The sequence below is a fragment of the Shimia haliotis genome (genome assembly GCF_900114415.1).
Classification (GTDB): Bacteria; Pseudomonadota; Alphaproteobacteria; order Rhodobacterales; family Rhodobacteraceae; genus Shimia; species Shimia haliotis.
In genome coordinates, this window is sequence record NZ_FOSZ01000001.1 from 884,275 (window position 1) to 897,169 (window position 12,895).

12 protein-coding genes are annotated in these 12,895 nt (G+C 58.5%); 5 read left to right on the forward strand and 7 right to left on the reverse strand.

The window, feature by feature from the left end; genetic code table 11:
- Positions 1-44: 44 nt before the first annotated feature.
- From BM069_RS19760 to pyrH, 7 genes are all read right to left on the reverse strand, one after another.
- A complete protein-coding gene (locus tag BM069_RS19760) occupies positions 45-182 on the reverse strand; it encodes a hypothetical protein (protein ID WP_170846672.1) in 138 nt (45 codons plus the stop codon).
- Between the two features lie 73 nt (positions 183-255).
- Positions 256-1,608: an RIP metalloprotease RseP gene (gene rseP, locus BM069_RS04370; protein WP_093320686.1), complete on the reverse strand. Its 1,353-nt coding sequence runs from the start codon at positions 1,606-1,608 to the stop codon at positions 256-258.
- Positions 1,609-1,618: 10 nt separating this feature from the next.
- The gene (gene dxr, locus BM069_RS04375; RefSeq protein ID WP_093320689.1) at positions 1,619-2,791 is read right to left on the reverse strand and encodes a 1-deoxy-D-xylulose-5-phosphate reductoisomerase; all 1,173 of its coding nucleotides are present in this window, start codon (positions 2,789-2,791) and stop codon (positions 1,619-1,621) included.
- On the reverse strand, positions 2,788-3,558 hold the full coding sequence (locus tag BM069_RS04380; protein WP_244503525.1) for a phosphatidate cytidylyltransferase: 771 nt from the start codon (positions 3,556-3,558) through the stop codon (positions 2,788-2,790). The genes dxr and BM069_RS04380 overlap by 4 nt, the downstream gene beginning before the upstream one ends.
- Positions 3,555-4,280 (reverse strand): undecaprenyl pyrophosphate synthase, encoded by a 726-nt coding sequence (locus tag BM069_RS04385; protein ID WP_093320695.1) that lies wholly within the window; start codon positions 4,278-4,280, stop codon positions 3,555-3,557. Before BM069_RS04385 ends, BM069_RS04380 begins: the two co-directional genes overlap by 4 nt.
- Positions 4,281-4,282: 2 nt before the next feature.
- Positions 4,283-4,849, reverse strand: a complete 567-nt coding sequence (gene frr / locus BM069_RS04390) for a ribosome recycling factor (RefSeq protein ID WP_093320698.1) — start codon at positions 4,847-4,849, stop codon at positions 4,283-4,285.
- Positions 4,850-5,035: 186 nt separating this feature from the next.
- Positions 5,036-5,770, reverse strand: coding sequence for a UMP kinase (gene pyrH / locus BM069_RS04395; RefSeq protein ID WP_093320700.1), 735 nt, complete (start codon positions 5,768-5,770; stop codon positions 5,036-5,038).
- Positions 5,771-5,899: 129 nt separating this feature from the next.
- On the opposite strand from pyrH, the gene miaA reads away from it, so the two are divergent.
- The 5 genes from miaA (at position 5,900) to BM069_RS04420 (ending at position 12,824) form a co-directional block, all read left to right on the forward strand.
- Entirely contained in the window at positions 5,900-6,778 is an 879-nt protein-coding gene (miaA, locus tag BM069_RS04400) for a tRNA (adenosine(37)-N6)-dimethylallyltransferase MiaA (protein WP_093320703.1), read from the forward strand.
- 302 nt (positions 6,779-7,080) lie between these two features.
- Positions 7,081-7,863 carry a helix-turn-helix transcriptional regulator gene (locus BM069_RS04405; protein ID WP_170846673.1) on the forward strand — a complete coding sequence of 261 codons (783 nt, stop codon included), beginning with the start codon at positions 7,081-7,083 and terminating at the stop codon, positions 7,861-7,863.
- 231 nt (positions 7,864-8,094) lie between these two features.
- Positions 8,095-9,180: an ABC transporter permease gene (locus BM069_RS04410; protein WP_093320708.1), complete on the forward strand. Its 1,086-nt coding sequence runs from the start codon at positions 8,095-8,097 to the stop codon at positions 9,178-9,180.
- 15 nt (positions 9,181-9,195) lie between these two features.
- Positions 9,196-10,647: an ABC transporter permease gene (locus BM069_RS04415; RefSeq protein WP_093320710.1), complete on the forward strand. Its 1,452-nt coding sequence runs from the start codon at positions 9,196-9,198 to the stop codon at positions 10,645-10,647.
- Positions 10,648-10,736: 89 nt separating this feature from the next.
- Positions 10,737-12,824 (forward strand): dipeptide ABC transporter ATP-binding protein, encoded by a 2,088-nt coding sequence (locus tag BM069_RS04420; protein ID WP_093320713.1) that lies wholly within the window; start codon positions 10,737-10,739, stop codon positions 12,822-12,824.
- The last annotated feature ends 71 nt before the right edge of the window (positions 12,825-12,895 follow it).

The following is a 12,895-nucleotide window of genomic DNA, read 5'->3' on the forward strand; positions in this document are numbered from 1 at the left end:
AGTATGTTGTGTAGATGTGTGCGGACCGCTGCGGAATTGCGGTCTTAGAAAGGTCCGAAAGTGGAGCCGATGAAATAGCCCAAAGAAAGCCCAGCGAGAATGGCCGCGGGGAACAACAACCGCTCCCAGTTGATGTCGATCAGCAAACCAAGCGCTTTGTATCCATCTTCGATCGTGTGCATCGGCCCGTTCCGTTCTTTGGTCTCTGAGACGACGCTATCAACCGAATGGGGCGAAATTAGGGCGCGGCCGCGCCTAGCGGCACAGGAACAGGTCGTTCATCAACCCGAACATCATCAAACCCAACACCATCATAAGGCCGACCTGCATCAACACATTCAGCCAGCTATCGCTCGGCGGCTTACCGGTCACCGCCTCATAGGCGTAAAACACCAGATGTCCGCCATCCAGCATCGGGATCGGGAACAAATTGAGCATACCGATCGCTGTCGAAATCACCGCCACAAACCAGAAAAAGCTGGTGCCGCCGCGCGACGCCATTTCACCCGCTGTCTCTGCGATCCCAACAGGGCCGGAAAGGTTGCACGAACTGATCGCGCCGGTCAGCATGTGGTAAAGCCCGCTCACAGAGCCCGAGGCTACGCGCCAGGTTTGCTCCACGCCGATCTTCAAAGCAGGACCAAGGCCCACCCACTCTGTTGCATCGATTTCAAAGGCCAAGCCACCTGTCACGCCAATCCGCCAGAATGTCTTGAAACCACCTTCTGCCTGCGGCTCATCAGAGCGCTTAGGCGTCAGTTCAAACTGCAGTGTTTCGCCATTACGGATCACGTCCAGCATCAAGGTGCTGCCTTCGCTGCCTTCCACCGCTTGCTGCAACTGTGTAAAGGCCGCGACCGGCGTACCATCCACGGCAGTGATCACATCGCCGACCTCAAGACCAGCCGCCCGCGCCGCCGAACGCGGCACAATCGTATGTACAACCGGTGTGTTGAAGTAGGGACCAGTCACTTCCATGACCTCCCCGTCCCGCTTTACCTCATAGATCAGCGGATCGGCGATCTCCATGTCTTTCCAGAAATCACCAAAGCTCTCACCCGCCGAGGCCACCGGAACCGGTGTGCCGTTCACCGACAACACCTCATCGCCCTCTTGCAAGGTATAGGATTTTTGAGGCATCTCAAAAAGCTTGCCAATCACCAGCTTGTCGCCCGCCTGCCCGCTGATCATTATCACGGCGGCAAACATGAAAATCGACAAGATAAAGTTGAACACTGGTCCCGCAGCCACTGTGGCCGAACGCGCCCACAAGGGCGCCCCATGCATTGTCGCGCGCAACTCGGTCTCGTTCAGCCCCTCCATCGCGTCGGCATCCTTGCCGCTCGCGGCGTTGGCATCGCCTTTGAACTTTACATAACCGCCCAAGGGAATGGCCGCGATCTGCCAGCGCATCCCGCGTTTGTCCACGCGTGACCACAGGATCGGTCCAAATCCAATCGAGAACACATCTGCGCCAATCCCGCTCCAGCGGCCGACGATGTAATGGCCGTATTCGTGAATCGCCACGACAATCGACAGCGCCGCGATGAAAGACAAAATGGTGACAGCCCCGCCGCCAAAGCCGGAGATGAGTGCGGAAAAATCCAAAGCGCGCGTCCTACCTGTTCAGTTCTGCAATGACCTCAAGGGCCGTCTTGCGGGCCAGATGGTCTGTTTCAGTGACCGTATCAAGGGTCATTTCGGCATTCTTAAGGCATTGTGATGCGCTAAGACGCTCCAAAACTTCTTCAACCACCTCGGCCATCTGCAAAAATCCGATCCGATGATCGATAAATCCGTCCAAAGCGATTTCCTTGGCGGCATTGAAAGTCGCCCCCGCCAAACCACCCATCGCCAGCACCTCATGGGCCAGACGCAACGCCGGATAACGCTCGAGGTCGGGATCTCGGAAATGCAGCGATCCGATCTTGGAAAGATCCAACCGTTCCACCGGCAGCTTTTGCCGTTCCGGATAGTGAAGCGCATACCCGATTGCGTGTCGCATATCCGGCGGACCCACATGGGCCATAAGCGCCCCGTCGTTGAACCCGACCAGCGCGTGCACCATGGATTCTGGATGAACAAGCACCTCGATCATCTCATGGGGGCATCGGAAAAACTCTTTGGTCTCAATAACCTCCAGCGCTTTGTTGAACATGGATGCGCTGTCGATTGTGATCCTTTGCCCCATGTTCCAATTCGGGTGGCTGCTGGCCTGTTCAGGCGTTGCCTTGGCCATGTCGTCCAACGACCAGTCCCGAAACGCACCGCCGCTTGCAGTGATAATGATGCGCTCAACGGCACTCATGTCCTCACCGACCAGTCCCTGAAAGACGGCAGAATGTTCGCTATCCACCGGCAGGATTTGCCCGCCACAGCGCTCCGCTGTCCCCATAATCAGCGCGCCCGCCGTCACCAGCGATTCCTTGTTGGCCAGCGCCAAGGTCGCGCCCTGTTCCAACGCCACCAATCCCGGTCGCAGCCCGGCTGCACCGACAATCGCGCTCATCACCCAGTCCGCAGGTCGCGCCGCCGCTTCGGCGATGGCCTCGGCACCTGCTGCGGCCTCAACCCCGGATCCTGCCAATGCCGCGCGCAACTCCTCCAGCCGCGCCTCATCCGCCGTCACCGCCACGTCCGCGCGCAAACGGATCGCGTCTTTGGCCAATTGTTGGATGTTCTGTCCGCCACTCAGCGCCACCACGGCATAGGACGCCATATCCCGCGCGATCAGGTCGATGGTATTCTGTCCAATCGATCCTGTGGCCCCAAAAATGGATACTTTTCTCATACCGCTGGCAACCCGAGCACAGCCCCCAGCAACAGCACAAACAACGCTGCTGCCATCATCGCGTCAAACCGGTCCAGCAATCCACCGTGCCCGGGGATCAGGTTTGAGCTGTCCTTGATGCCGGCCCGGCGTTTGATTGCACTTTCGGCAACGTCGCCCATCTGGGAGGCAAAGCTTGTCAGCACGCTGAGGACAACCAAAGGCGGCCCACCAAAGATCAGCCCGACAATTGCCGCTGCGACCCAGCCCGCGGTCGTGCCAGCCCAAGTTTTCTTCGGGCTGACTTTTGGCCAGAATTTCGGTCCGCCAATAAGACGTCCGGCAAAATATCCGGCCACATCCGTTGCCACCACGACAACCACCAGCCAAACAACCCAATAGATGCCACGCACATCACGAAGCAAAATCAATCCCAAACACGCGAGCATCAAACCCGCGGCGTAAGCGCCGTAAATCAAACGGTCTTTCTTGATCTGACTGACGCCGGCCAGGACCACGGCCAACAGCACAGGCAAAACAGCCTGTCCCGGCAATATCGGCGCAAGCACCAAGGCCACTGCGGCCAAAATCCCCATAGGAACCGAAACTTTGGGACCGCCTCCCACAAGCCTCGTCAATTCCCAAATCATGCCTCCGCCAATCAGCGCGACAAATTCGTGAAACCAGAACCCGCCAAGCCAGATCGCGCTGGCTCCTACGGTTAGCAAAACCGCCGCAGATCCCATCCGCGCGGGCAGATCGCCCCACTTTCCGCCTTCAGAACTCACGCAGACACCGCTCCGAATCGCCGATCGCGCGTCCCGTAGGACTGCACCAACCCACTGAAAACGTCCCGTGAAAAGTCAGGCCAAAGCGTGTCTATGAACTCGTATTCGGAATAGGCCGATTGCCAGAGCAAAAAGTTCGAGATCCGCGCCTCTCCACTGGTGCGGATCACCAGATCCGGATCAGGCAACACACGGGTATCGAGATATTTGGGCAAGGTTTCCTCGCCCACGTCCTCGGGTTTCAATTTGCCGTCCGCAACATCCTGCGCCAGCCGCCGCGTGGCGCGCGCCACCTCATCCCGACCGCCATAGTTCAACGCAATCGTCAGGTTGACGCCCTCGTTGTCCTTCGTCAGCTCTTCAAGCTCGTCCATCAGCTCCCGAAGCTTTGCGTCAAGTCGCGGACGGTCGCCAATGAACCGCACCCGCACGCCCTCGGCCTGCAAGGCACGTGCTTCTTTACGGATATATTGACGAAACAGGCTCATCAGCCCGGCGACCTCTGACTGCGTCCGCTTCCAGTTCTCCGTAGAAAACCCGAATATTGTCAGATACTTCACACCTAGATCAGGACAGGCACGCACGATTTCCTTCACGCGTTTGGCACCTGCGTGGTGCCCAAACAGACGTGGCCGCCCGCGCGCCTGGGCCCAGCGACCGTTGCCGTCCATAATGATGGCCACGTGACGTGGACCGGACACAGGCATGCCGTCGTCTGCCATACTCAGACCTGCATAATCTCGGCTTGCTTGTTCTCAAGCGCACCATCGACCTGTTTAATGAAGCTGTCGGTCAACTCCTGAACTTCGGTTTCCCAAAGTTTCTGGTCATCCTCCGACATGCCGGCGGCCTTGGCTTTCTTGATCTGGTCCATCCCGTCGCGGCGCACGTTGCGCACGGCCACACGGGCGTGCTCGGCATATTGCGCAGCCACACGAGCCAGCTCGGTGCGGCGCTCTTCGTTGAGTTCGGGGATCGGCAGCATCACAATTGTGCCGTTGGTCTGAGGATTGATGCCCAGGCCGGAATTCATGATCGCCTTCTCCACGGCCCCAACCAACGATTTGTCCCAAACGTTGATCGTCACCATGCGCGGCTCAGGCACGTTAACGGTGCCAACCTGATTGATCGGAGTTTTGGATCCGTAGGCTTCCACCATCACCGGCTCCAGCATATTGGCTGAGGCCCGCCCCGTACGCAGCGAGGCGAATTCGGTTTTCAGGGCCCCCATCGCGCCTTCCATGCGGCGGCTCAGGTCATCGGTGTCAATTTCGATATCTTCTTCGGACATTGCTGCTCTTTCGATCGTTCACTGTCTCGTCACGCAAGCTCATAGGCGACTTGCCTTCGGTTGTATAGCACCGCGCCGCAGCGGTGAAGTCCCCGATTGGCCATCAATGCACGCAAGCCGGAATTAACCCATGCGTGATGGAAAAATCGGAAACCGCACCCGAACGCGCGCGCAGCGCGCCGTGACTTAGCTGACTTTAGTATAGGTGCCGCGTCCCGCCAGAATTCCGCGGAACCCACCTGGTTCATCCATGTTGAACACAATCAGCGGAAGGTTGTTATCCCGCGCCAGCGCAATCGCGCTCGCATCCATGACCTTCAGGCGCTTGGCGAGCACTTCGTCATAGCTGACCTCGTCATAGCGCACCGCGTCGTCAAACTGTTGCGGGTCTTTGTCATAGATGCCATCAACACCGTTCTTGCCCATAAAGATCGCCTCACAGGCCATCTCGTTGGCCCGCAGGGTCGCTGCGGTGTCTGTGGTGAAATAGGGGTTGCCGGTTCCGGCGGCAAAAATACACACACGCTTTTTCTCAAGGTGGCGCACCGCACGGCGGCGAATATATGGCTCTGCCACCTCGTCCATACGGATCGCACTGATCACACGGGTGAACACCCCTTGTGTCTCAAGTGCGCTCTGCATAGCCAGCGCATTCATCACCGTAGCGAGCATCCCCATATAGTCAGCTGTGGTGCGCTCCATACCCTGTGCGGCACCGGACAGACCGCGGAACACGTTGCCACCACCGATCACCATACATATCTCAACCCCCAATTCATGGACGGTTTTAATCTCTTTAGCGACTTTTTCGATGGTTGGCGGGTGCAGGCCATAGCCCTGATCCCCCATCAGCGCCTCCCCTGAGATCTTGATCATTACACGGTTAAAGGTCGTGTCACTCGAGGCGGCAGCGTCACTCATGTTGCATGTCCTTGCAGGGTAGATTTAGGATTGCATGCAAAATGTCGGAAAACGCGGGCAGGTTCAATGCGAGAGTGCCCCCTATCCTGCAAAATCTTCACCTTTGCGTAACACACACCGGACTTCTGAATGACCGCCCTGCCCGCCATCGCGCCCGACCAACCCATTCTTATCGCGGGTCCCACCGCTTCCGGCAAAAGCGCGCTGGCGCTTGAGATCGCCCAAGAACAGGGCGGTGTCGTGGTCAATGCCGACGCAATTCAGGTCTATGACAACTGGGATGTCTTGACCGCCCGCCCCCCAGCCGAAGACCTCGCCTGCGCGCCGCATCTTCTCTACGGCCATCACCCCTATGACGCAGAATACTCTGTTGGCCACTGGCTGCGCGAGGTCGCCCCGTTGCTCACATCCGGTCCGCGTCCGATCATCACAGGCGGCACCGGCCTATATTTTACCGCCCTCACGCAGGGCCTTGCCGACATCCCCGCCACCCCGCCGGAATTGCGCGAAGCCGCCAATGCCCGAGTCGCCGCCGAGGGCTTTCAAGCGCTTCTGGCCGAGCTTGACGCGGAAACAACGGCCCGGATCGACACGCAAAACCCGATGCGTGTTCAACGCGCTTGGGAAGTTCTGACTGCCACCGGTCGCCCCCTTGCGGATTGGCAAGACAACACTCCCGCGCCGCTTCTGCCGCTTGCAGACACGATGCCAATTGTTTTTGACGTGGACAAAGACTGGCTCAACGCCCGCATCGCGCGCCGGTTTGATATGATGCTTGATCTTGGCGCTCTTGATGAGGCACGCGCCAACCTCCCCCTATTTGATGAACACCTGTTGTCGATGAAAGCCATCGGCGCACCGGAATTGATCGCGCACCTCCGCGGAGACATGTCTCTCGATCAGGCCCGTGAAGCGGCCACAATCGCCACCCGCCAGTTTGCCAAACGCCAGCGCACCTGGTTTCGCTCAAAAATGGCGGATTGGGTCAAATTCACGCCCAACACCTAACCGAAAGCACAGGGCATCCCCTCAGTTGAGGATAGATCACAGTTGCAATTTTCGGACAATTGTGGACATCTACCTCCGCTATGGCAGGAAAAAATGTCAAAATACCGTCATTTATGACAAAATCCGGCATTGGCGGAATGGCGTCTCCACCGCCAAAAACCACCGCGATTCCAAAGCCTTCGGCCAAGGCTCCACCCCGTGCGTCGACAATGGCCGGCCCGAAAGTCCCTACTCAAAACTCAGGCCACAGTGCTGCGCGTGATCTGCACCCTGCGCCCCATCAAACCTTGCCGCAGCCGCTGGTGCATACGATTGCTCAACACACCGCAGGTGCGCCATGGATGCTGGAACTTCTGCACGTCCGCACGCATCACCTGCTGATCTGGACAACGCGCGGTCAGGGGCGTGTGCTGCTCAACGGCGTGCGACGGGGCTTTGGCACCCACAACGCGATCTTTGCCCCCGCCGGCAAGCTGGTGTCCATTGAACTGGGCCTTCAGGTACAGGGCCTGGTCGCGCTGATCCCTGCGGATGAGCGGTTTTCTTTCCCCGACCGCGCGCAACATTTGCGCCTTCAGGACGGCACCGAGCAACTGGAATTCATCGCGATCCTCGATGCGTTGCGCCGTGAACTGCACGAAAACCGTCCCTTTATCGAAGACGCGCTGACTGCGCACACCCAACTGCTCTCGGTAACACTGCGCCGTGATTTGCTCACCGCCGGGGATCTGCCGCGCGCCAAAGCTGCGCAAACATTGGCCCGCGCCTATGGCGATTTGTTGTCCAAGCACTTCACCGAAGGGCATTCGATGGCTTGGTATGCCGACCAGCTTGGCGTGACGCCCACCCACTTGTCGCGCGTGTGCAAACAATCGGCCGGCATCACCGCGGCCGACATGCTCTCACAATTGGTGCAACACAGAGCGCGGCTCCTTTTGATCACCACAGACCGGCCTATGCGCATCATTGCCCGCGATCTCGGCTTCGGCTCCGCAGCCTATTTTACCCGCTTCTGTCAACAACATTTCGGCGCGCCCCCGAGCCAGATTCGCAAACAGGCCCGCCCCTCAAAACGCGCGCCCTGACCCAGCCTCCCATCTCCTACGAAGGCCAAACTCGACATGGCGATGTCGTTTTTAAACCCTCGAATGACGATCACCGCCGTTGACGCGGCGTCCCAACCTGTGCCCGAATGAACCACAAGCCAACGGACCGGTGACATACGCCGGCCAAAGCCACCGCTCCCGACCACGGGCCGGATGGCTCAACAGGGAACCGGCGCAGGCCTATAAGGATGCGTCTGACAAGGGGAGCACATGGGACTTTTCATCCTTCGGCGATTCGGGATGATGCTGCTCACGGCACTTTGCCTGACTTACATCGTCTTCTTCATGACCAACCTTTATCCAAATCTGGAAAAGCTGGCCAAAACACAAGGGAACTTCCGCATGTCGGAAGAGGCCGTCGACAGCTATCTCGGCGACCGCGGTTACCTGCAAGCCACCCCGATCAAGTATATGCAATGGCTCGGCGTTATGCCCGGCTTCTCCAAAGAACTTGAAGACGGTCGCATCGTCGGCAAATGCGTGCGCCCCGGCGTCGCGCCAGAAGACACCCCACGCTATTGCGGCATCCTGCAAGGCGATTGGGGCTTCTCCACCGTGTCCAAGGCCCCTGTCGCCGACGTGCTGGGCTCCCGCCTCGCCAATACCGGTAAGCTGATGTTCTGGGTCATGGTGGTTATGGTGCCCTCTGCTCTCATCATCGGCGTGTTGGCCGGCATGAAAGAAGGCTCGCGCACCGACCGCTCACTGTCGACCGTATCCATCCTGTCGACGTCCACCCCCGAATATGTCTCCGGTGTGATTTTCATCGCGTTGCTGGCCTCTACCCGCAACGGTCTGGGCCCGTGGCTACATGACATGGGGCTGATCGAAGCCAAGTCGCTTTTCAAAGGCACGGCCAAATCCGCCATGGATGACGCCAACCTGCGCAACTTCACGCTGCCGGTGATCACCATCGCGCTTTATGGCATGGGCTACATTGCCCGAATGACCCGCGCCTCCATGGCCGAAGTCATGACCGCGCAATACATCCGCACCGCCCGCCTCAAGGGTGTCAGCTTCCGCAATGTGGTGATGAAGCACGCATTGCGCAACGCGCTGATCGCGCCCTTCACCGTCATCATGCTGCAGTTCCCGTGGCTGTTGAACGGTGTTGTGATCGTCGAGTTCCTGTTTGCCTACAACGGTTTTGGCATGCAGCTCGTGACCGCGGCAGGCAACAACGACATCGAAATGCTTCTCGCGGTTTCGGTGGTTTCCGTCTTTGTGGTGCTGGTGACACAGCTGATATCGGATATCGGCTACGTCTACCTCAACCCACGTATCCGTATTTCTTAAGGGAGGGTCTGAGACATGGAACCATTGACCTGGACAGGCTCTTTCGGAAGCATAATCGATCCGGTTTTCCAACTGGTCGGTTTGCTGTTCATCGTCGCCGTTGCGGCACAATTCATCGGCGCCTACGTGTTCGCGCCCATTAATGACGAGGTGCACGTCGACGGCACAATCACACGTGACCGTGGCGCCAACGCCATAATCGGCACCGCCGTTCGCAGCCTGCTGCTGGCGCTCTGTGCGTTGGCCGCCATCTATATAGTCGCAGGTGTTTTTGCCCCGATCGGCAAAGTTGGCATCATCGGCGCAGTCGCCAAACAATTCGCGCCAGTCTGGATTGCACTTGTGGCAACCTTCTTGCTGTCGATCAGCTACAAACGTCGCCTCGGCCTTTATGGCAAACTCTTTGACAGCACCGTTGGCATGATCGGCTACGCCCTTTTGATGTTCTGGGTGTACACAGCGCTCTTCGTGGGCGTCTTTGACATGATCGCCGTGAACGACCCGCTCACGCAGCTCTCTGGCATGAAGAACAAACTGCCTGGCACCCCGCTGCGGTCGGTCGAAGAAGGCCAATACGCCTATTATCTTCTGGGCGGAGACAACCTCGCGCGCGATGTTTTCTCGCGCATGGTGCATGGCTCGGTTGTGGTGATCCTAATTGCACCGCTGGCCACGCTATTTGCCTTTATGGTTGGCATCACGCTGGGCCTTCCGGCGGGCTATCTGGGCGGCAAGCTCGACACCTTCTTGTCGTTCCTTGCAAACCTCGTTCTGGCCTTTCCGGTGATCTTGTTGTTCTACCTCTTGGTAACGCCCGAGATCGTGGCCACAGGCATTCCCAACTATATGGCGATGATCCTCTTTGTCTTCCCGATCATCTTCTTTGCGGTCTTGTTGAACTCGCGGTTCTACACCCGCCCCCATCTGCGCAACCCGCTGCTGGCAGGGGTTATGCTGGTGATGATCTGGACCTATCTCTGCGCCATCTCGGCAGAGGGCACGGTGATCAACATCCTGCCACCCACTCTGGATTTGTTCGATATCGACAGCGGTATCCTCGTGGTCTTTGTCTCCGTGGTTTTTGTGAACTCGCCCACAGTGTTCCGCATTGTGCGGGGTCTGGTGCTGGACATCCACACCCGCGACTATGTGGCCGCCGCCCAAACCCGTGGCGAAGGCAAATGGTACATCATGCTTTGGGAAATGCTGCCCAACGCACGTGGGCCTCTGATTGTCGATTTCTGCCTGCGCATTGGCTACACCACGATCCTGCTCGGCACCCTCGGTTTCTTCGGCCTCGGTCTGGAAAGCGAAAGCCCGAATTGGGGCAACACGATCAACGACGGGCGCAAGCTGCTGGCGATCTACCCCCACCCAGCACTGGTACCGGCGTTGTCGCTGCTGAGCCTCGTTCTGGGACTCAACCTGCTGGCAGACGGCCTGCGCGAGGAAAGCCTGCGTGACTGATGAGATGGTGCGGGGCCAGCCCCCGCACCCCCAAAGTATTTTTTGCAAGATGACGCGGCACTTACCGCCATCCCCGAAGGGAGAGCAAAATGAGTAAAATGGCAGACTACGAAGGCCCCATTCTGGAAATCGACCGCCTGTCGATTTCCTTCTTCACCCGCCTGCGGGAAATCCCCGCGGTGATGGACTTTTCGGTCCGCGTGATGCCGGGCGAGGCCGTTGGCCTTGTCGGCGAATCCGGCTGCGGCAAATCCACCGTGGCGCTGGGCGTCATGCAAGACCTCGGCAAGAACGGCAAAGTGGTCGGCGGCTCAATCAAGTTCAAAGGCCGCGACCTCTCGGAAATGTCCGAAGAGGAACTGCGCGACGTACGCGGCAACGAAATCGCCATGATCTATCAGGAGCCAATGGCCTCTCTCAATCCGGCCATGAAGATCGGCAAACAGCTGATGGAAGTGCCCATGATCCATGAGGGTGTCAGCAAAGAAGAGGCCTACAGCCGCGCGCTGGAGGTGGTCACAGACGTGCGCCTGCCGGACCCCGAACGCATGCTCAACAGCTACCCGCACCAGCTTTCCGGTGGTCAGCAGCAGCGTATCGTGATCGCCATGGCCTTGATGTCCAAACCGGCGCTCCTGATCCTTGACGAGCCAACCACCGCGCTTGACGTGACCGTCGAAGCGGCTGTTGTCGAACTGGTCAAGGATCTCGGCAAGAAATACGGCACATCCATGCTGTTCATCTCCCACAACCTCGGTCTGGTTCTCGAAACCTGCGACCGCTTGTGCGTGATGTATTCCGGCGAAGCGGTGGAACGCGGCTCTATTGAAGACGTGTTTGACGACATGCAGCACCCTTATACGCAGGCGCTCTTCCGCTCGATCCCCCTGCCTGGGGCCGACAAAAACGCGCGTCCGCTTGTGGCCATTCCCGGCAACTTCCCCCTGCCCCATGAACGCCCACCCGGTTGTAACTTTGGCCCGCGCTGCGATTACTTCGAAGAAGGTCGCTGTGACGCGCAGGATATCCCGATGGTCAACGTCCACGGATTTGAACGCCACTCTACGCGCTGTCTGAAATCTGAGGAAATCGACTGGAACGCACCGATCACCGTAGGTGAGCAAAAGGAAAAAGCCCCAATAGGCGAAGTTGTTCTAAAAATGGACAACCTCAAGAAATACTACGAAGTGGCCGCCAACGCGCTTTTCGGAGGGGGCGAAACCAAAGTGGTGAAGGCCAACGAAACTCTGAGTTTTGAGGCCCATGAAAGTGAAACCCTCGCCATCGTGGGCGAATCCGGTTGCGGCAAATCCACCTTCGCCAAGGTTCTTATGGGACTGGAAACCGCGACCGAAGGCAAAATCCTTTTGGATGGTGGCGAAATTCAGGACACCGCCATTCAGGCCCGCGACACCAAGACCGTCGCCGACGTGCAGATGGTGTTCCAGAACCCCTTTGACACGCTCAACCCGTCGATGACCGTCGGCCGTCAGATCATGCGTGCTCTGGAAATTTTCGGGATTGGCGAAAACGAGGCCGGACGTCGCAAAAGGATGCTGGAACTGCTCGATCTGGTCAAACTGCCCCGCGCCTTTGCCGACCGCATGCCACGTCAGCTCTCGGGTGGTCAGAAGCAACGTGTCGGCATCGCCCGCGCCTTTGCCGGCGGCGCACGAATTGTGGTCGCCGACGAGCCGGTCTCCGCGCTCGACGTGTCGGTTCAGGCCGCCGTGACGGACCTTCTGATGGAGATCCAGCGTGAAGAGAAAACCACTCTGCTGTTTATCTCCCACGACCTCAGCATCGTGCGCTATCTCTCTGATCGGGTGATGGTGATGTACCTCGGGCACGTCGTTGAAATGGGCACCACCGATCAGGTGTTCTCGCCCCCCTACCACCCCTACACCGAGGCGCTTCTCTCCGCTGTTCCAATCGCCGACACCTCGGTCGAGAAAGAGCACATCGTGCTTGAGGGCGACATCCCGTCCGCCATGAACCCGCCCCCCGGCTGCCCGTTCCAGACGCGCTGCCGCTGGAAATCAGAAGTGCCTGGCGGGCTCTGCGAGAAAGAGGTGCCACCGGTGCGAATGCTCGAAGGCGAGCATCAGGTCAAATGCCACCTTGCAGATGACATCCTTGCGCGCATGACGCCTGTGATCAAAATCGCTGCAGAGTAAAACCGGCAAGACATCAAAAAAGGGCGGTGCCATCCGGCGCCGCCCCTTTTTGTTTCCGAGTGTCTGCTGGT